18 protein-coding genes, 2 riboswitches and 1 other annotated feature are annotated in these 17,833 nt (G+C 37.2%); of the genes, 3 read left to right on the plus strand and 15 right to left on the minus strand.

The window, feature by feature from the left end:
• The 3 genes from ACIGHG_RS11620 to ACIGHG_RS11630 form a co-directional block, all read right to left on the minus strand.
• Nucleotides 1-570 (minus strand): SH3 domain-containing protein (locus ACIGHG_RS11620; protein ID WP_396548529.1); only part of this gene is annotated, 570 nt, incomplete at its 3' end.
• Between the two features lie 223 nt (nucleotides 571-793).
• A complete protein-coding gene (gene proS / locus ACIGHG_RS11625; RefSeq protein WP_336472881.1) occupies nucleotides 794-2,224 on the minus strand; it encodes a proline--tRNA ligase in 1,431 nt (476 codons plus the stop codon).
• Between the two features lie 44 nt (nucleotides 2,225-2,268).
• Nucleotides 2,269-2,472: a binding site (T-box leader), on the minus strand.
• Between the two features lie 104 nt (nucleotides 2,473-2,576).
• Nucleotides 2,577-2,852, minus strand: a complete 276-nt coding sequence (locus ACIGHG_RS11630) for a YesK-like family protein (RefSeq protein ID WP_336472973.1) — start codon at nucleotides 2,850-2,852, stop codon at nucleotides 2,577-2,579.
• A gap of 140 nt (nucleotides 2,853-2,992) precedes the next feature.
• Here ACIGHG_RS11630 and ACIGHG_RS11635 point away from each other — a divergent pair, with 140 nt between their 5' ends.
• Both ACIGHG_RS11635 and ACIGHG_RS11640 read left to right on the plus strand, forming a co-directional pair.
• Nucleotides 2,993-4,306 (plus strand): alkaline phosphatase family protein, encoded by a 1,314-nt coding sequence (locus ACIGHG_RS11635; protein WP_336472882.1) that lies wholly within the window; start codon nucleotides 2,993-2,995, stop codon nucleotides 4,304-4,306.
• Nucleotides 4,307-4,402: 96 nt separating this feature from the next.
• Nucleotides 4,403-5,689, plus strand: a complete 1,287-nt coding sequence (locus ACIGHG_RS11640) for an MFS transporter (RefSeq protein WP_336472883.1) — start codon at nucleotides 4,403-4,405, stop codon at nucleotides 5,687-5,689.
• 72 nt (nucleotides 5,690-5,761) lie between these two features.
• Here ACIGHG_RS11640 and ACIGHG_RS11645 read toward each other — a convergent pair whose 3' ends face one another.
• From ACIGHG_RS11645 to ACIGHG_RS11690, 10 genes are all read right to left on the minus strand, one after another.
• Nucleotides 5,762-6,958 carry an MFS transporter gene (locus ACIGHG_RS11645; RefSeq protein WP_336472974.1) on the minus strand — a complete coding sequence of 399 codons (1,197 nt, stop codon included), beginning with the start codon at nucleotides 6,956-6,958 and terminating at the stop codon, nucleotides 5,762-5,764.
• A 64-nt stretch (nucleotides 6,959-7,022) separates the two neighbouring features.
• On the minus strand, nucleotides 7,023-7,607 hold the full coding sequence (locus tag ACIGHG_RS11650) for a TetR/AcrR family transcriptional regulator (protein ID WP_090917792.1): 585 nt from the start codon (nucleotides 7,605-7,607) through the stop codon (nucleotides 7,023-7,025).
• 79 nt (nucleotides 7,608-7,686) lie between these two features.
• On the minus strand, nucleotides 7,687-7,830 hold the full coding sequence (locus ACIGHG_RS11655; protein ID WP_090917790.1) for a histidine kinase: 144 nt from the start codon (nucleotides 7,828-7,830) through the stop codon (nucleotides 7,687-7,689).
• A gap of 143 nt (nucleotides 7,831-7,973) precedes the next feature.
• Entirely contained in the window at nucleotides 7,974-8,216 is a 243-nt protein-coding gene (locus ACIGHG_RS11660; RefSeq protein ID WP_090917788.1) for a hypothetical protein, read from the minus strand.
• 200 nt (nucleotides 8,217-8,416) lie between these two features.
• Complete coding sequence (locus tag ACIGHG_RS11665) at nucleotides 8,417-8,788, minus strand: DnaJ family domain-containing protein (RefSeq protein WP_336472884.1); 372 nt, start codon at nucleotides 8,786-8,788, stop codon at nucleotides 8,417-8,419.
• A gap of 61 nt (nucleotides 8,789-8,849) precedes the next feature.
• Entirely contained in the window at nucleotides 8,850-10,388 is a 1,539-nt protein-coding gene (locus tag ACIGHG_RS11670; RefSeq protein WP_336472885.1) for an ABC-F family ATP-binding cassette domain-containing protein, read from the minus strand.
• Between the two features lie 578 nt (nucleotides 10,389-10,966).
• Nucleotides 10,967-11,716 carry an ABC transporter ATP-binding protein gene (locus ACIGHG_RS11675; protein ID WP_396548533.1) on the minus strand — a complete coding sequence of 250 codons (750 nt, stop codon included), beginning with the start codon at nucleotides 11,714-11,716 and terminating at the stop codon, nucleotides 10,967-10,969.
• The gene (locus tag ACIGHG_RS11680) at nucleotides 11,713-12,705 is read right to left on the minus strand and encodes an ABC transporter substrate-binding protein (protein ID WP_336472887.1); all 993 of its coding nucleotides are present in this window, start codon (nucleotides 12,703-12,705) and stop codon (nucleotides 11,713-11,715) included. Before ACIGHG_RS11680 ends, ACIGHG_RS11675 begins: the two co-directional genes overlap by 4 nt.
• The gene (locus ACIGHG_RS11685) at nucleotides 12,702-13,502 is read right to left on the minus strand and encodes an ABC transporter permease (RefSeq protein ID WP_336472888.1); all 801 of its coding nucleotides are present in this window, start codon (nucleotides 13,500-13,502) and stop codon (nucleotides 12,702-12,704) included. Before ACIGHG_RS11685 ends, ACIGHG_RS11680 begins: the two co-directional genes overlap by 4 nt.
• Entirely contained in the window at nucleotides 13,450-13,770 is a 321-nt protein-coding gene (locus tag ACIGHG_RS11690; RefSeq protein ID WP_336472889.1) for an MTH1187 family thiamine-binding protein, read from the minus strand. The genes ACIGHG_RS11685 and ACIGHG_RS11690 overlap by 53 nt, the downstream gene beginning before the upstream one ends.
• A gap of 96 nt (nucleotides 13,771-13,866) precedes the next feature.
• A riboswitch (TPP riboswitch) is annotated at nucleotides 13,867-13,969 on the minus strand.
• A 358-nt stretch (nucleotides 13,970-14,327) separates the two neighbouring features.
• A riboswitch (cyclic di-GMP riboswitch) is annotated at nucleotides 14,328-14,414 on the minus strand.
• A gap of 426 nt (nucleotides 14,415-14,840) precedes the next feature.
• Here ACIGHG_RS11690 and ACIGHG_RS11695 point away from each other — a divergent pair.
• On the plus strand, nucleotides 14,841-16,154 hold the full coding sequence (locus tag ACIGHG_RS11695; protein WP_396548536.1) for an anaerobic C4-dicarboxylate transporter family protein: 1,314 nt from the start codon (nucleotides 14,841-14,843) through the stop codon (nucleotides 16,152-16,154).
• 53 nt (nucleotides 16,155-16,207) lie between these two features.
• On the opposite strand, the gene thiE is transcribed toward ACIGHG_RS11695, so the two are convergent.
• Nucleotides 16,208-16,864, minus strand: coding sequence for a thiamine phosphate synthase (gene thiE / locus ACIGHG_RS11700; RefSeq protein ID WP_396548538.1), 657 nt, complete (start codon nucleotides 16,862-16,864; stop codon nucleotides 16,208-16,210).
• Between the two features lie 15 nt (nucleotides 16,865-16,879).
• Nucleotides 16,880-17,689 (minus strand): hydroxyethylthiazole kinase, encoded by an 810-nt coding sequence (gene thiM, locus ACIGHG_RS11705; RefSeq protein WP_396548540.1) that lies wholly within the window; start codon nucleotides 17,687-17,689, stop codon nucleotides 16,880-16,882.
• Between the last annotated feature and the right edge of the window lie 144 nt (nucleotides 17,690-17,833).

Below are 17,833 nucleotides of genomic sequence, written 5' to 3' on the forward strand. Positions count from 1 at the left end.
ACGTTGTTCACTATTAATACTCGGTTGTTGCTTCGATTCTATTGTAGGCTTCGTTCCTGCTATCTTTAAAAACTGCAGTGAAACATATCCTTCTTTTCCTTTGTATTCAATTTTTGCCCAACCATTTGCTTTTCCTATAATGGTAACACTCTCTCCTTTTTGAACACTTCCCAGAAGAGTACTACCTATTTCAGGACTATTACGAACATTTAAACGTGCTGCTGTTACAACACCCGTTTCACGTTGTTCACTATTAATACTCGGTTGTTGCTTCGATTCTATTGTAGGCTTCGTTCCTGCTATCTTTAAAAACTGCAGTGAAACATATCCTTCTTTACCATTGTAAGAAATTTTTGCCCAATCTTTTTGTGCTTCTAATACCTTTACAGTTGTTCCTTGCTTTACTTGTCCGACAATTGGACTTTGTGTTGTTGGTTGTTGACGTATATTTAAATTTGTCGCGTTTACTGTAGCTGTGCTTTCTTCTTGTGCAAAAGCATTTGTAGAAATAAGAGATGCTCCTGTCGCTATAAATGTACCTGCTATTATTTGCTTCGTTGTTCTTTCCATTATTTATTAGAATATAAGGATTTTTATATTCTCTATTCACTTCCTTTCCTTATTTTCTCATCTAATATTATAGCATAAATACCACTATTATAATTATTTGAAGATTATTAATATTTAATAAAATCAAAGAAAATGCACTTTACAATGCTGAAAAAGGTTAGCATTTCACTAACCTTTTTCCCTTATACTCATTTACTGCCACACAAGTAACTATATCCATTCTTTAATATGCCTTACCCCAATACACCATATGCTTTGCATCTTTCTCACAGCACACACATTGCTTAGCTAATTCCTCTTTTTCAAATGGCATACAACGTGATGTAACGCCTATTTCCTCTTTTAACTTTTCTTCACAAGCAAGGCTTCCACACCACATTGCTTTAATAAATCCTTGCTTTTCTGCTGCTACTTGCTTCATCTCTTCAAAAGTAATAGCCGTATACGTTTTTTCTTCACGGAGCGCTTTTGCTTTTTCAAATAGAGACTGCTGAATATCCTCAAGTAACTTTGTAATACGTTCTTCTAATTCATTTATAGCTACAAATTCTTTTTCTTTCGTATCACGGCGCACAAGGACAACTTGATTTTTTTCAATATCTTTCGGCCCTACTTCTAAACGAATTGGTATACCTTTCATCTCATATTCGTTAAACTTCCAGCCTGGTGTTTTGTTGCTTGCATCCATTTTCACCCGCGCAACTTTTTGAATACGAGTTTGCAGCTCAGTTGCTTTTTCTAACACGCCTTCTTTGTGCTGTGCAATTGGTACAATCATTACTTGCGTTGGTGCAATCTTTGGTGGTAATACAAGTCCATTATTATCACTATGCACCATAATAAGGCCGCCGATCATTCTCGTTGATACACCCCAAGATGTTTGATGGGCATATTGCCACTTCCCATTTCGATCTAGAAACTTAATATCAAATGCTTCTGTGAAGTTCGTGCCAAAATTATGCGACGTACCCGTTTGTAACGCTTTGCCATCATGCATTAAACTTTCAATTGTGTAGGTCGCTTTCGCCCCTGCAAATTTTTCTTTTTCCGTCTTTTGCCCTTTTATAACCGGAATCGCTAAATACTCCTCACAAAACGACGCATATATATTTAAAATGTTAATCGTTTCTTGCTGTGACTCTTCCGCTGTTTCATGAATTGTATGACCTTCTTGCCATAAAAATTCGGTTGTGCGTAAGAATGGACGTGTTGTTTTTTCCCAACGAACAACAGAGCACCATTGATTATATAGCTTTGGTAAATCATTGTACGACTGAACAATTTTCGAGAAATGCTCACAGAATAACGTTTCTGATGTCGGACGAATACAAAGACGCTCAGCTAATTCCTCATCCCCGCCGTGCGTTACCCACGCTACTTCCGGCGCAAAACCTTCTACATGATCCTTCTCTTTTTGAAGTAAACTTTCTGGAATAAACATTGGCATATATACATTTTCATGACCTGTTTCTTTTAACTTTTCATCCATTACTTTTTGAATATTTTCCCAAAGAGCGTACCCATATGGACGTAAAATCATACATCCTTTTACACTTGAATAATCAACAAGTTCAGCTTTTTTTACGATATCCGTATACCACTGTGCGAAATCTTCTTCCATTTTTGTAATGGCTTGTACTTGTTCTTTTTTCATCTTCTTTTCCTCCTTCTAAAAATAAAAAAAGCCCGCATCCCTAAAATAGGGACCGAGCTTTTTGCCGGCGTTACCACCCTGATTCATATACAATATGTATATGCTCTCTTGTTTGATAACGGGAATTCCCGCTGCATACGCAGAACTCAAAGGTAGGTTCCATATTGTCTTTTAAGAATCTCTCAGCCACTGGATTCTCTCTCTGCAAAAAGATGGAATATGTACTAATCCTTTTTCATCGTCATAACAATATAAATTTGTTGATTATCATAATACACACCCAATTATAACGCAATAGGGAATTTTTTGATTTTTATATATTATTTTCAGTTTATTTTGTTTTATACTTTTGTTACATATATTTCTCACGGAAAAATTTCACGATTTGATGAAGTATCATCCCAATAAGTGTTCCAATTAATAGAAAAAAACATAAGAAACCATATCCCATGCCTTCCCATCCACCAATAAAAAATAACGTACATAAAAAACCAACCAAGCAAATGATAATCATAATAAGTCCGAACAAAATATCAAGCGAACGATTAGGAAAACTTTTGCGTAATGTGAACGAAATAAAAAAAATGAGAACCGTTGTGATTATGCTACTCATTAAAAAAAATTCCATCATTTTCACTCCCTTAATTCTATTATATGTTTATAAGTCTCAAAATTCTAAAAAAACTTTCTTATTAGCAGTAGTTTTTATTACCAAGTATTAATAGTAATATATATAAATAGATTGTAGAACTTTTGGAGGTATTTTCTATGAACAAACCTGCAGCAAAACATGTTATTGTTTTATCTTTTGATTGTTTATCAGCTTTAGATTTTCCTATATTACAAACCCTTCCTCACTTCAGTTCTTTACTAAAACGTGGTGCATACGCCGAAAAAGTTGAAAGTATTTATCCATCTGTTACATATCCGTGCCATACAACGATTGTGACCGGAAATTACCCTGCAAAGCATCGGGTTGTGAACAATACATTACTACAGCCCGGAAAAGAATCCCCGGACTGGCACTGGTACCGTCGCTCGATTCAAGGAACAACCCTTTATGATGAAGCGCGAAAAGCAAATTTAAAAACAGCTGCACTTCTATGGCCGGTAACAGGAAAAGCAAAAATTGACTACAACATGCCAGAAATTTTTCCAAATCGTCCATGGCAAAATCAAGTGCTCGTTTCCTTATTTAGCGGGAGTCCATTGTATCAACTAGAATTAAATCAGCGTTTTGGTCACATTCGGAATGGGTTGTCACAACCGGAGCTAGATGATTTTGTACTTGCTTCTGCGGTACATACAATTCAAAAGAAAAAACCAAATCTTATGTTTGTTCATTTCACTGACTTAGATACACAGCGCCATTATCATGGATTTTCTTCTGAGGAAACAGTCGCAGCGATTCATCGCCATGACAAACGTCTAGGTGCAATTATTGATGCGCTGCGCGAAAGCGATATGTATGAAGAAACAACCATCGTTGTACTGGGGGATCACAGCGCATTAGATGAACATAAAGCGATCCAATTAAATGTCTTATTGCGTGAAAAAGGACTCCTTACTGTAAATAAAAAAGGAGAAGTAATAAATTGGAAAGCTTATTGTCAAAGCTGTGACGGCTCAGCATATGTATACGTAAAAGATAAAAATGATACAGAAACAATCGGAAGTGTACACCGTTTACTACAAGAACTCATACAAGATAAAGAAAACGGCATAGAATTTCTATTAACTGATGAGGAAGCAAAAGATTTCGGTGCCGATGGAAATTGCCTCTTTATGCTGGAAGCACGAGAAGGCTATTACTTTTTAGAAAATCATACTGGAGACCTTATAAGAGAGATTACAAGAAAAGATGTGACCTCTAGTAAAAAGTATACGTTTGGTACCCACGGCTATTCTCCATCAAAGCCAAATTACGAAACGATTTTTATGGCAGCCGGTAAAGGAATTCGTCAAGGCGCGATTATTCCGCACATGCGACTAATTGATGAAGGTCCTACAATTGCAAGATTACTTGGATTACATCTTGGTGAAACAGACGGTACGGTTATAGAGGATTTATTGGAATTGTAAAGCTATGTAAAAATTATGTAAATTTTCAGTTAGTTTATCTTTTTTACAAATTCCTTTTTGTACAATAACATTACATTGATTAGAGGGGGAACATATATGAAAAAAATGTCCAGGCCAGAAAAAAGCTGGATATTATATGACTGGGCAAACTCAGTATATTCACTCGTTATTACAACTGCTATATTTCCAATCTACTTTAAAGCAGCTGCTAAAGAAGCTGGTCTTGCAGGCACAACATCAACTGCATATTGGGGATATGCCAATTCCTTTGCAACACTTATGGTGTCTATACTCGCTCCAATTCTTGGCACAATTGCTGATTATAAAGGATTTAAGAAACGTTTCTTCACATTCTTTTTCCTATTAGGCATTATTTTTACAAGTATGTTAGCAGTCGTACCAACTTCGCAGTGGATTCTCTTACTTTGCTGTTATATGCTCGCCTTAATTGGATTTGCAGGAGCAAATATTTTTTACGATGCTTTTTTAATAGATGTGACGACAGAGGAACGAATGAACCGTATTTCAACACGCGGCTTTGCCCTTGGCTATATTGGGAGCACGATTCCATTTATCGGCTGCATGACTCTTATTATTCTTTCGCAAAAAGAGATCATCCCATTATCAGTCGGCGTGGCAAGCCAAATTTCATTCGCAATTACAGCGCTTTGGTGGGGACTCTTTACAATCCCTATGTTAAAAAATGTGGAACAACACTATTTTATCGAACGTGATCCCAATCCTGTTGTGACAAGCTTTAAGCGTCTTATTCATACATTTAAAAATATCCGTCAATACCGAACAGTTTTCTTCTTCCTCCTTGCCTATTTCTTTTATATTGATGGAGTCGACACAATCATTACAATGTCAACAGCATACGGAACAGACCTTGGAATTAGCGCAACAAATTTAATAATTATTTTATTCGTCACGCAGATCGTCGCCGGTCCGTTTGCCTTGTTATATGGCAAGTTATCTGAAACATTTACTGGCAAGAAAATGCTATATGTTGGGATTATTATGTATATTATTATTTGTACGTACGCTTATTTCTTACAAACAACATTAGATTTCTGGATTTTAGCGATGCTCGTTGCTACTTCACAAGGAGGGATTCAAGCGTTAAGCCGTTCCTATTTTGCAAAGCTTATTCCGAAAGAATCCGCAAACGAATTCTTCGGCTTTTATAACATCTTTGGTAAATTTGCAGCCATTATGGGCCCAGTTCTCGTCGGTGTCACAACGCAGTTAACTGGTAAAACAAACGCTGGTGTTTTAAGTGTTATCGTACTATTTATCATTGGAGGATTTCTGTTAACACGTGTACCAGAGGTTTCGTCTACTTCTGTAACAGAACCTTCTCAAAAACCAGAAACATTATAATAAAACGCTCTCCCAGCTTATATGGGAGAGCGTTCTTATGATGGATTTACTTTTCCTAGTGTATCCTCTCTTTTACCCTTCTTGTTTTTGTGTCATTTTCATTCGAAGTACCGGTAAAATAGCTGCTAATCCTAATACTGCCGCTATGCTAAATACGATTACGAGCGAAGTTGTCTCCTTCAATACTCCTCCTAGCGAAACACCGATTAACAGTGTGCTCATAAATAGCGGTAATACCGTTCCATTTACCCGGCCAATCATGTTCTCATCTACAAGTTGAATCATAAACGTTCCGACTACGATGTTTACACAAGCTAAACAAACTCCTGTTATAAACCGCATGCATACTGTAATCCAAAACGAAGTCGAAAATCCTTCTACAACAAATGAGACTGCTAAAACAAGCATTCCAAAAACAAGTAGATGTTTCTGCTTTACTTTTGCAGCAACCATAGCTGCCACACCGCCCCCAATTAACATCCCAATGCCATCAGCTGCAGTTAAATATTGGACAGCTTCTTTCTCCATTCCTAATCGCTCCACAACGAGAAAGATTTCAAGCGGTTGTACTAAACCTGCTGCTAAGCCAATAATCGAAAAAGTAGCCACCAACATTCGTAAAGGATTCGAACGTAACACATACAACCAACCTTCTTTTATATCATTCCATAATGAAGATTGTCGCGTCTCTACTTCTTTCATCCATCCTGGCAGAAATGAAAGACAAAGAGCTGATAAAGCAAAAATAATGATTAAGCTATAGAATGATACAAATAACCCAAGCTGTGTATATACGAATGTTCCTACGACTGGACCAAAGATAAGGAACAATGATTGTAAACTTTGAGATATTGCAATGGCTGCACTAACATGTTCCTCTTCAACATGATGTTTAAAAACGCGTGAAGTTGCTGGCTGTGAAAATTGGCTGACGACCGCTGACACAAATGTTGCAGCAAATAACGCTTGCCAATATCCAAGCTTTAATAAGAAAACAATCATGACGATAGATAGCGTACTTAATATATCTCCTGTAATCATTGTGCGCTTTGGATTCCACCGATCAGCCAAGGCACCTCCAACAAATGAAAAAATGAATATAGGTGCATATTCCATGACAGACAATAAAGAGACAGCAACAGGATCATTATTTGTATGTTCCATAACAAAAAACAAAAGCGCCATATTTCGGATCCAAATCGCAAATTGCTGTAAAATATCAGAAGCGATTACAAGCAGAAACACTCGATTTTTTAACAAAGCATTCATCATATCTCCCCTTCACTAAACCGACCGTTCAGTCTAATTTGTTTTAAAAGAAAAGCTGCTGACATTACGATCCAGCTGCCATTCCCTGTAATAAAACATCAATTGCTTTTTTATAAATCCGCTTCATTTCCTCTGCATTCATTTCATAATATAATGGTCCAAGCCCAGCTAATAGACCGTTCACAACGTACATGAGATCATTTACATCGTCTTGGCGAAATTCACCTGATGCCATCCCTTCTTCGACTAGCTTCTTAAAAATACTATACGATTCACGAGTTAAGGCTATCATTTCATCCATTATATCTTTCCTTACAACTTGACTCGTTAGAAATTCTTCAATTGTGCTAGAAATTGGGTTTTGGACATCTTCCACATAATATTCAGCAAGGCCATATAACTTTTCCGTGCTTGTATGGTATTGTTTTTCTTTTTCTGCCCACTTTTCCAGCCAATCGTACGTATGCTGTTTCACTACAAATAAAAACAATTCTTCTTTACTTTTAAAGTGGTAGTAAATACTGCCCTTACTCCGCTCAGTAACTTCACAAATATCTTCCATAGATGTTGCTGCATACCCTGTTTTTGAAAATAATTGTTCAGCTTTATAAGCAATTTCTCTTTTAATTTCTTCAGCACTCTTTCTCATCATTACACCTCACCAAACCGACCGTTCAGTCTAATTTTAACGAAAACTGCCCCTTCCTTACAAGAGGCAATTTTCTTATTTAAGAAAATATCTTATCGATCCAATTATGAATCGTATACAATTTCCCTACTTTTAACGCCACCTTAAATAGAACAACTCCCCCTGCTACTACAGCAAATGCAATCATTTTCCCTTTGTTTTTTACTTTCGGCTTTTTTTCCATTCTATATTCCCTCTTTATCTCTTTTTCTCTTTATTAATCAAACGTTTGTTTAATACATTTCACAAGGCTTTCCCCCAACTAATCAAACGTTTGTTTACATTTCAAAACAATAAAAAATGCGCCTTTTCAGGCGCGTTTCTACATTAATCTCCACCGCCGCCGCCATCTCCACCGCCACAGCTGCCACCATCTCCGCCAAAAGAACTTCCGCAATCTCCCGAGCTATCACTAGATCCTGCAAAAAATATTGGTGCACTATATCCTGTACTATCCGTTGAATCGGAATTATATCGTTTTCGTCCTCTTTTTCTTCCACTGGATGCACTTGCCTTTACAATAATGGCAAACAGTAAAATAAAAAACATAACGCCTACTACCATTTCCATTCTAAAATCCCCCTTTCACCCTTCAACTAGAGTACGATTTATATTTTTCAAGGAAAGCAATCACAATTAAATATTTCGCCAAAACTCCCTCCATATCCTCCAATAAAATTACATTTTTACCTATATTATGATTAATTTCAAACTAATAGTACAGATAGCAATTGTTAGCTCTTGTTTACTTCAAAATTATACGAACTCCCTTACAAAAATTTTCGAAATATCTTATCGCGGTATATATTAAATGAAGCCGTTTCTTTTAATTTGCGTCTTTCAATCAGTTGCTGAAAACGAAGTGATTTCGCTGTTAATTCTTCGTGTAATTGTTTTCTCTCTGCCTCATCATGACAACAAGCCAATAAATCTTCAATTTTTAACATCTCTTTTTGTAACTGCATTTCTTCAGGGATCACACCAGCATTTTTTAAAATCTTGTAACTCATGCGAAGTTCTTCTGGGATCATCGATAAATCTTCTAACTGAAGAGGTTTCCCTTTCCCTGGCAGGTCTGCAAATTCACCATCTTTCATCGCTTGCCGAATACGTTCCTCAGCAAGAATCGAAAAGATATCCATGACTCCACCACCTCCTCTCTTTTATAGTTTATTCCATTAACAAGAAATACTTTCCTCACTATTAAGCGCGTTTACACCAGTCTTGCACCGTCCAAACTTGCGTCACCCATTCTTTATAAAAATCTGGTTCATGAGAAACAAGCAGAACCGTACCTTCATATTCCATAAGAGCTTCCTTAAGTGCTTCCTTTGCCCGAATATCTAAATGATTCGTCGGTTCGTCTAAAACAAGTACATTACTTTCTTTCAACATTAATTCACATAAGCGTACTTTCGTTTGTTCCCCGCCGCTTAAAGAGCAAAGCGGCTGTAAAATATGCTCTTCTGTTAAACCGCATCTTGCCAATGCCTGCCGAATCTGTTTTTGCGTCATATCCGGCCGCAATGACCATACTTCCTCAAGCGGTGTTTGCTCCGTGGCAAATTCTTCTTGTGCAAAATAAGCTGGGTTTACACTCTCTCCTATTTGCACTATGCCACTTAAAGGCTGCAAATACCCGAGCAATGTTTTTAACATTGTTGTTTTTCCAATCCCGTTATAGCCGACGATAGCAATTTTTTCACCTCGCTTTATTTGTAAATCAATAGGACTAAATAAAGGCTCTTTATAGCCAATCTGCATATCTTTCGTCTCTAAAATTCGGCTAACAGGCTCCAAGTACACCTGAAACATAAAACGTGGTTGCAGCACAGCAGTTGGCTTTCCGATTCGATTTATTTTTGCTAATACTTTTTCACGACTTTTTGCTTGTTTTGCTTTACGAATTTTATTCTTTTGAATAAAATCCTTTAATCTTTCCATTTCTTTTTGCTGCCTATCATACGCTACTTGTAATTGCTGTTTATGTTGCTCATAGTTTGTTATGAATGTTTGATAATTACCTATATAACGTTTCAGTCCTTTATGCTCTAAATGATAAATGACATTCGTAATTTCATTTAAAAATCTTTCATCATGCGAAACGACAATATAAGCATGTTCGTAATTTTTCAAATACCCCATCAGCCATTCAATATGCACGTTATCGAGATAGTTTGTTGGTTCATCTAGTAATAAAACATGCGGCTCTTCTAACAATAATTTTCCTAATAACAGTTTTGTTCGTTGGCCGCCGCTTAGTTGTTCTACATTACGATCCATACCAAGTTCTAAAATTCCTAACCCCGCAGCGACCATTTCTATTTTTTCCTCAATATGATAAAAATCAGAATGCTCTAGTACACTTTGTAACTCTCCATATTGCACTAACAATTTTTCAAGGTTATCACCTACTGCCATTTTTTCTGCTATTTGCAGCATATTATTTTCGATATCATACAAGTGGGCAAAGGCACTTTGTAAATACTCCATAATAGTTGTTCCAGCCTGCAAATCTATATGTTGCTGTAAAAAACCGATATTCATATGAGGAAACCATTCAATCATTCCCTCATCAGGAAGTAACTCTCCTGCTAATATACGCAGTAATGTCGATTTACCCGCTCCATTGCTCCCTACAAGACCAACATGCTCACCTCGGAGTAATCGAAAACCAATATTTTGAAAGATTATTTTATCCCCATACATATGGGTAAGATTTTCAACTGATAACATACTCATTTTACTCTCTCCTTTTCGCTTTACATCTAAAGCCAAACGAGAGAACAGTACAAAAAAACAATATTCAATTCGCTAAACGTAAAAATGGATAAGGCAAACACACCTTATCCATTACAAATTATTATCGTAAAAAAGGAATAAGGTTCTTTATCTACTGTCTTTCGGTTGGCTTTTACTCAAAAATTGGGCAGACTTCTCCCTTATCAAGCCAAAACCATTTGAAGAACAGTTGATAAAGTCATCTTATCCTTTCACCTCTTTATAAATTATTATTTGCATATAGAATAAACAAAAATCATAAATTTATTCTATCATATGCTAAATTCTGCAAATTTGTTAAAACTCCTGCTTAGAATCCGTAAAAATCCCTTTCTTTTTAGGGAAACGAGAGCATCTGGCCATGCATAGAAGCGGTCAGGGCCTTTTTCTGCCACATGCGAGGTTTAAAACAAAAGGAGAAAGTACATGCGGATCATGTTTTGCACAGCAGCGACTTATATGTCAAAATATCAAAATAAATTTATATAATAAAAACCCCTTAACAGTAATTGTAATAATAACTGTTAAGAGGCCATACTTTATTTCCTCATATAAGGAGCCAATATTTTTAATATCTCTGTTTTATCTTCTTTTAATTCTTCTGACGTTAACATGTCCATCGTTCTAGGGCGCGGTAAGTTCACTTTCACTTCTCCAACAATTGTTGATGGTTGCTGTGACATAATGAAGACACGATCTGATAACAAAATCGCTTCGTCTAAGTCATGCGTAACCATAATGATTGTTTGTTTCCCTTTTTGCCATGATTCTAGTAACCAGCTATGCACTTCCATTTTTGTAAATGCATCTAATTTTCCAAAGGGTTCATCAAGCAGCATAATCGGTTTATCACATAAATACGTACGTAAAAAGCTAACACGCTGCCGCATTCCACCTGATAAAGCATCTGGGTAATGGTCTGCATATTCATCAAGTCCAAATTGCCTTAGCGCTTCCATCCCAATTTCTAATCGTTTTCTTTTGGATTGCCCTTCAATTTCTAAAGGTAATACAATATTATGAAGAGCAGACCGCCATGGAAGCAGAAGATCTTGCTGCGGCATGTAGCTAACAATATTACGATTCATAACAGATTCGTTTTCGTAAAGCACATCTCCATCATTTGCTTGTTCAATCCCAGCAACAATGTTTAATAACGTACTTTTTCCGCAACCACTTGGTCCAACGAAAGAGACAAATTCACCCTCTTGAACCAAGACGTTCATATGCTCTAGTACTGTTTTCCCATCAAATGTTTTTGTAACGTCTTTTACTTGTAGTCCGTTCATTTTTCGCTCGGAAGGAATTCGTTCGTAAAGGCCGCTTTCACATCAATTTTCTTTTTAATGACCTTATTGTCATATAAGAAATTCATATAATTCGTCCATACCTCTTCCTTCTGTACTCCCCACGCTTTCGCATCATCTTGGTATTTCGTGCTTAACCATTTTTGACTTTCTTGTACTAACTCTTTATTAATGTCCGGTACATTTTTAATTAAAATATCCGCTGATGCTTGCGGCTCCTTAATTGCAAAGTTATAGCCATCTGTTGTTGCTTTCATAAACTTCTTCACAAAATCTTTATCTTGTTTTGCATGTTTTTCACTAGTAATAATAACAGGGCTATAATAATCTAACGCTGGATCTAAATCTTTTAGCATAATCGTGTTTAGCTCAATGCCTTTTCTCTTCGCTTCAATACCATCCCAGCCATAATAAATCCACTCAAAATCAGCATCACGGCCAATAGATTTAAAGAAATCTGTTTGTCCAAGTACAACCTTTTGCACTTTATTATAGTCTGCTTGATGCTTATCCATAATTGTTTTTAAAGTAGCTTCTTCAGCCGGTGCTCCCCAACCGCCATATCGTTTTCCTTCAAATGCTTTTGGAGATGTGATGTTATCCTTTTTTAAAGATGCAAATGCAGATGTATTATGTTGAATAACCGCACCAATTGATACAACTGGAATATCTTCAACCCTTGCTGTTGTTACGTTCTCTTGATAACTTACACCAAAATCAGCTTTTCCTGATGCAACCATTTGTTCAGCAGACGTATTTTCACCTGGCTGAATAATCTCTACATCTAACCCTTGTTTTTTATAGTAATCTTTCGTCTTTGCTACATATAAGCCAGTATGGTTTGTATTTGGAAACCAATCCAATACTACGGTTACTTTCTTCTCTTTACTCTCTTCTTTCTTCCCTGCTGAGCAGCCTGCAAATGTAAATAATAAAGAAGCTGCTAATAACGCTTTTAACCCTTTTTTCATTTCTCTCCATCCTTTCTGTAAACCCACGGTGCTGTTAGTCTTGCCATAAATTCAACAATAAAATACAAGAGTAGTGTCACACAGGCAATAACAGCAGCGATTCCAAACACACGAGCTGTTAAAAAAGATTTCGTCGCTCTTGTCAGCATAACGCCTAAACCTTCACTTGCCCCAAGCCATTCTCCAATAATAGCCCCCATTACGCTATATGTAACGGCAATTTTTAATCCTGAAAAAAAATATGGCAGTACTGCTGGAAACTTCACTTTTTGATAGACTTGCCACTTGCTTGCCCGCATTGTTTGCAGCAGCTTTAACATCGCTTTGTCTACCGTTTGAAAGCCTTCTAAAATACTAAGTGTAATCGGAAAGAAGCATATGAGAATCACAACCATTACTTTTGGCAGCATTCCGTAGCCAAACCAAATGATAAATAAAGGTGCTAGTACAACAATCGGAACTGTTTGTGAAATCACTAGTAACGGATTCATTAACACACGGAATAACGGAATCACATCCATAATAATTGCAATGCTCGTTCCAAGTATAATTGCAAAAAATAATCCTATGAACACTTCTTGCAAAGTCTGCATCGTATTTGGAAGTAACAAATCTTTCATTTCGATAAGTTCATGTACAATTGCAGAAGGCTTTGGCAAAATCCACGGTTCAATATGGAATATGGAAACAGCTCCTTCCCATATTGCGATGAGAAGGAACAGCCATATTGTTGTAATCGCTATGTTAGATCGCTTCTGTTTTTTCATATTCTTCACGATACTTCCACACTTTTTCATCAATCGTTACGCCTGTACTTGGACGATAGTGGATTTTAATAGAAGTAATTACTTCTTCTGCTCCATCATCTATGCAAGCTTGCTGCGCACGTTTAATAATGGCAAGAAGCTCGTCTAATTCTCCTTCCATCGTCGTTTCCATTGCCCCAACCTCATAGCGTACTCCAGATTTCTGAACAACTTCAATCGCTTTATCTACAACTGCATATACATCTTTATGCTTCGCTTGTGGTACAACTGAAAATGAAACTGTAACTTGCTGTGACACAATAAATTCCTCCTTAAATTTCGTATAAAAAGAAAAGGCTTTCCTGCCAAAAGCAGGAAAGCCTTATATACAAGTTATCATAGAATAACAATTGCTACGATTCTTGATACAACTCCCTACGCTGGCATTATCCAGATCAGGTTAAGGGTCGATGTCTTGTTACATCCTCTCAGCCATACCGGCTCCCCTGTTTCAATTCGTCTTCATTGTAGCACGGATTATTTTTATGAACAAACAAATTTATTTTTTCTTCTCAAAAATACTATCCTCAAGTTACTCTTCATGCATTTTGTACTCAACAATTGATGTAGAGAGGTGGAATTTGTATGTAGATGGATATGTTAATATCTCTTAATTTTGCATGAAAAGAAGTATCTATTCAGTTATTACTTCTCAGCTGGACTTCCAGTTATGATGATTACACTAGCTCTTGCAATTGATCGGCATCACACTACTATCCCATTTGTTGCTAGTAGTAGTATTCTTACTATTATTATCTTTACACATAAAAAAGAGATCAATGTCATAAAAAACATTGGCCTAACCAATCCTATCAGTCCGGTAACTGGCTAGCCTAGTCTCATTCGTCCTTAGCCCCTACAGCTTTGTGTCCTTATGTTTCCATAAGTTTGTCTTTCTCGATGAACGATATGAGAGTTTTATGAAAATTACACAATTCTCTGTCCACAGATTACAACCTCCAAATCAAATTAACCATTTATCCGTACATATAAATATAATATTCCGAAATAACCCTTTTGTAACATAATTTTAACAACTAGAGTAAATCATGTTTTTGATGTGTTATATAATGAAAAAAAAAGCGATTTTTAGAGATTTATTATATATATCCATTTTAATTTTTCGACATAGAAGTCGCTGCTATGCAGAATACAATATGATTGCTACTTGGTTTCTATGCGCGGTTAGATGCTCTCGTTCCCTCCTAAAAAGAAAGTTTTTTTATGTCGGGTTCTTAACTTGTATATATATCACTCTACTTTCGAATCATTAAACAAGTTAAATTATTTGATAATAACAATTAATTATTATCTCGGAGGTGCTATACTATGTTCTGGCTACAGTTTATCATCTTATTACTCTGTATTTTCATCGGCGCACGCCTTGGAGGTGTTGGCCTTGGCGTAATGGGAGGCGTTGGGATGACAATCTTTGTCTTCTTCTTCCACTTACAACCAACCTCTCCCCCAATCGATGTTATGCTTATGATTTTAGCAGTTATTACAGCCGCTGGAGCCTTGCAGGCTGCTGGGGGGATGGACTATCTTGTTCATATTGCAGAAAAAGCGCTCCGCAAAAACCCGAAACGTATTACGTTCTTCGCCCCAATCGTCACTTATTTATTTACGCTTTGTGCAGGAACAGGACACGTTGCCTATTCAGTTCTTCCTGTCATTGCTGAAGTATCGCGTGAATCAGGAATTCGACCAGAGCGTCCCATGTCAATTGCTGTTATTGCATCGCAGCAAGCGATTACGGCAAGTCCAATTTCAGCAGCAACCGTTGCACTTCTCGCTATGCTTGCTGACTATAAGATTACATTATTAGATATTTTAAAAATTAGTATTCCATCTACCTTTATCGCTTGTATGTTAGCTGCTTTCGTCGTAAGCAAAATGGGGAAAGAGCTAAACGAAGATGAAGAATACTTAAAACGATTACAAGAAGGCATGATTCCAAAACTAGAAGAAAAGAAAGAGTTTACTGTCCCGAAAGGTGCAAAACTGTCTGTTATCCTCTTTTTACTTGCAACGGTTCTAGTTGTTCTTCTTGGGTCTTTTGAAGCGTTACGTCCTAGTTGGATGATAGACGGAAAACTTGTACGTCTTTCTATGCCAAACACCATTGAAATGGTTATGCTAACAATTGCAGCACTTATTATTATTTTTTGTAAACCAAATGTAGAAAGCATCGTGTCTGGTAACGTCTTTAAAGCAGGAGCAACAGCAGTTGTTGCGATTTTCGGTATCGCATGGATGGGGGATACGTTCTTTAATGGTAACTTACAAATGATTCAAGGTTCTATTCAAGACCTCGTAACAAGTGCACCATGGTTATTTGCAATTGCACTATTCGTGCTATCAATCTTGTTATATAGCCAAGCTGCAACAGTACGTGCATTAATACCACTTGGATTAACACTTGGCATTTCACCGGTACTATTGATCGCAATGTTCCCAGCTGTAAACGGATATTTCTTTATTCCAAACTACGGAACAATCGTCGCGGCAATTAACTTTGACCGTACAGGTACAACTCGTATCGGTAAATATGTGTTAAATCATAGCTTTATGATTCCAGGTCTTGTCGCAACAATTACATCAATTGGAATAGGGATGCTTCTCGTTTCACTGATGTTTTAATGAAGAAAGAGCTAGTCTTTACAAGGACTAGCTCTTTTTAATCAAACGTTTGTTTAAATTTTTTTCACTTGCTCAGCCAATTTCTTCGCACTATTATAAGGAGACTCCGCTAAACTAATCGCTGAAATCACCGAAACACCATCTGCCCCTGCTTCCACGACAGAAGCAGCATTGTAGGTTGTAATCCCACCAATACCGACAATCGGAATTTCAATGCCACTTTCACGGAAAAAACGTAATCCTGCCGTTCCTTGTACTGCTTTTGCATCTTTTTTCGTGTTTGTTTGAAAAATCGGTCCTACTCCTAAATAATCGGCACCATTTTCAATCGCAAAACGAGCTTCTTCTATTGTATGAGCGGATACACCAATGATTTTATCGCCCATTTTTTCACGTACGATCTGAATGTTTTCATCATCTTGCCCAATATGAACACCATCTGCATCTAACGCTATTGCTAATTCCACATCATCATTTACGATGAATGGAACATGATACTTTTTACATAATGATTGCAGCTGCCCTGCAAATGTATACAGGTTTTCTTCCGTTAATGCTCCGTCACCTTTTTCACGATACTGAAAAAGGGTAACTCCGCCATCAAGAGCTTCTTTCATAACTTGTAATGGATCTTTGCTGCAATTATTACTTCCCATAATAAAATACACTTGTAATAACTCCGACATCTGCTGTTTATCAATCCGTGCCATTTCTCTCATCCTTCCTTAGCAAACCTCTTCAACATTTCCATATCGTTCAACGTCTTCTGCAGTAACGTTTGCTAACTGATTTAGAAATTCAATTCGGAAACTTCCCGGTCCTTGCTTAGCTGTTTTACTTGCCGCAATTTCTGCCGCTACACCGTAAAATGCTACAGCCGCAACAGCTGCTTTTACGTAATCTTTTTCAACTGCTGTAAACGCTCCGATAACGGATGTTAATAAGCAACCCGTTCCTGTTACTTTCGTTAAAATGGGATCTCCGTTACGAAGAATAAACGTTCTTTCCCCGTCAGTTATAACGTCTTCTTTTCCAGTAATAACGATAATGTTACGTAGCTGCTTTGCTGCCTGTTTCGCAACTGACACAACATCACCATTTCCTCCCCCTGCATCAACCCCTTTAATCTCCCATCTCTCATCAATAACATTTGCAATCTCCGCTACATTCCCGCGGATGATTGCTAGCTTTACTTCACTTGGAATATGCCTTGCCACTTCTGTTCGGTACGAAGTTGCCCCGGCACCGACAGGATCAAAGACAATTGGTACGTTGTGCATATTTGCTGACTTTCCAGCAATAAGCATCGCCTCTACTTCTTCTTGGCGAAGTGTTCCCATATTTAAAACGAGCGCTCCCGCAATACTTGCCATTTCAGCTACTTCTTCTTTCGCATATGCCATCACAGGTGATGCCCCTAATGCTAGTAATCCATTGGCAGTAAAGTTTGTCACCACCACATTTGTAATATTATGGACGAGCGGATTTCTTTCACGTACTGTTTCAATTACTTGTGCAATTTCTTTCATTTTCATATGTATCTCTCCTTTTTTATAACGGGAGATATAGCAAAAAAGACACTTTTGCGCATGCAAAGTGTCTTCATAATGTGCGTTCACACTCTCCCTACACTGGCATTACCCAACAGGTTCAAATGGTCAACGACGGATTAGCCGTAC

This window comes from Bacillus sp. NPDC077411 (genome assembly GCF_044543425.1).
Taxonomy (GTDB): domain Bacteria; phylum Bacillota; class Bacilli; order Bacillales; family Bacillaceae_G; genus Bacillus_A; species Bacillus_A bruguierae.

Excerpts from the sequence above, each read along its gene's own strand:
- ACIGHG_RS11635 (WP_336472882.1), top strand. The coding sequence starts at position 2,993 with ATGAACAAACCTGCAGCAAAACATGTTATTGTTTTATCTTTTGATTGT.
- ACIGHG_RS11645 (WP_336472974.1), bottom strand. The coding sequence starts at position 6,958 with ATGAATGCTTTGTTAAAAAATCGAGTGTTTCTGCTTGTAATCGCTTCT.
- ACIGHG_RS11630 (WP_336472973.1), bottom strand. The coding sequence starts at position 2,852 with ATGGAATTTTTTTTAATGAGTAGCATAATCACAACGGTTCTCATTTTT.
- thiM (WP_396548540.1), bottom strand. The coding sequence starts at position 17,689 with ATGAAAATGAAAGAAATTGCACAAGTAATTGAAACAGTACGTGAAAGA.
- ACIGHG_RS11695 (WP_396548536.1), top strand. The coding sequence starts at position 14,841 with ATGTTCTGGCTACAGTTTATCATCTTATTACTCTGTATTTTCATCGGC.
- ACIGHG_RS11640 (WP_336472883.1), top strand. The coding sequence starts at position 4,403 with ATGAAAAAAATGTCCAGGCCAGAAAAAAGCTGGATATTATATGACTGG.
- ACIGHG_RS11680 (WP_336472887.1), bottom strand. The coding sequence starts at position 12,705 with ATGAAAAAAGGGTTAAAAGCGTTATTAGCAGCTTCTTTATTATTTACA.
- ACIGHG_RS11675 (WP_396548533.1), bottom strand. The coding sequence starts at position 11,716 with ATGAACGGACTACAAGTAAAAGACGTTACAAAAACATTTGATGGGAAA.
- proS (WP_336472881.1), bottom strand. The coding sequence starts at position 2,224 with ATGAAAAAAGAACAAGTACAAGCCATTACAAAAATGGAAGAAGATTTC.
- ACIGHG_RS11685 (WP_336472888.1), bottom strand. The coding sequence starts at position 13,502 with ATGAAAAAGTGTGGAAGTATCGTGAAGAATATGAAAAAACAGAAGCGA.
- ACIGHG_RS11655 (WP_090917790.1), bottom strand. The coding sequence starts at position 7,830 with ATGGAAAAAAAGCCGAAAGTAAAAAACAAAGGGAAAATGATTGCATTT.
- ACIGHG_RS11650 (WP_090917792.1), bottom strand. The coding sequence starts at position 7,607 with ATGAGAAAGAGTGCTGAAGAAATTAAAAGAGAAATTGCTTATAAAGCT.
- thiE (WP_396548538.1), bottom strand. The coding sequence starts at position 16,864 with ATGGCACGGATTGATAAACAGCAGATGTCGGAGTTATTACAAGTGTAT.
- ACIGHG_RS11665 (WP_336472884.1), bottom strand. The coding sequence starts at position 8,788 with ATGGATATCTTTTCGATTCTTGCTGAGGAACGTATTCGGCAAGCGATG.
- ACIGHG_RS11660 (WP_090917788.1), bottom strand. The coding sequence starts at position 8,216 with ATGGAAATGGTAGTAGGCGTTATGTTTTTTATTTTACTGTTTGCCATT.
- ACIGHG_RS11670 (WP_336472885.1), bottom strand. The coding sequence starts at position 10,388 with ATGAGTATGTTATCAGTTGAAAATCTTACCCATATGTATGGGGATAAA.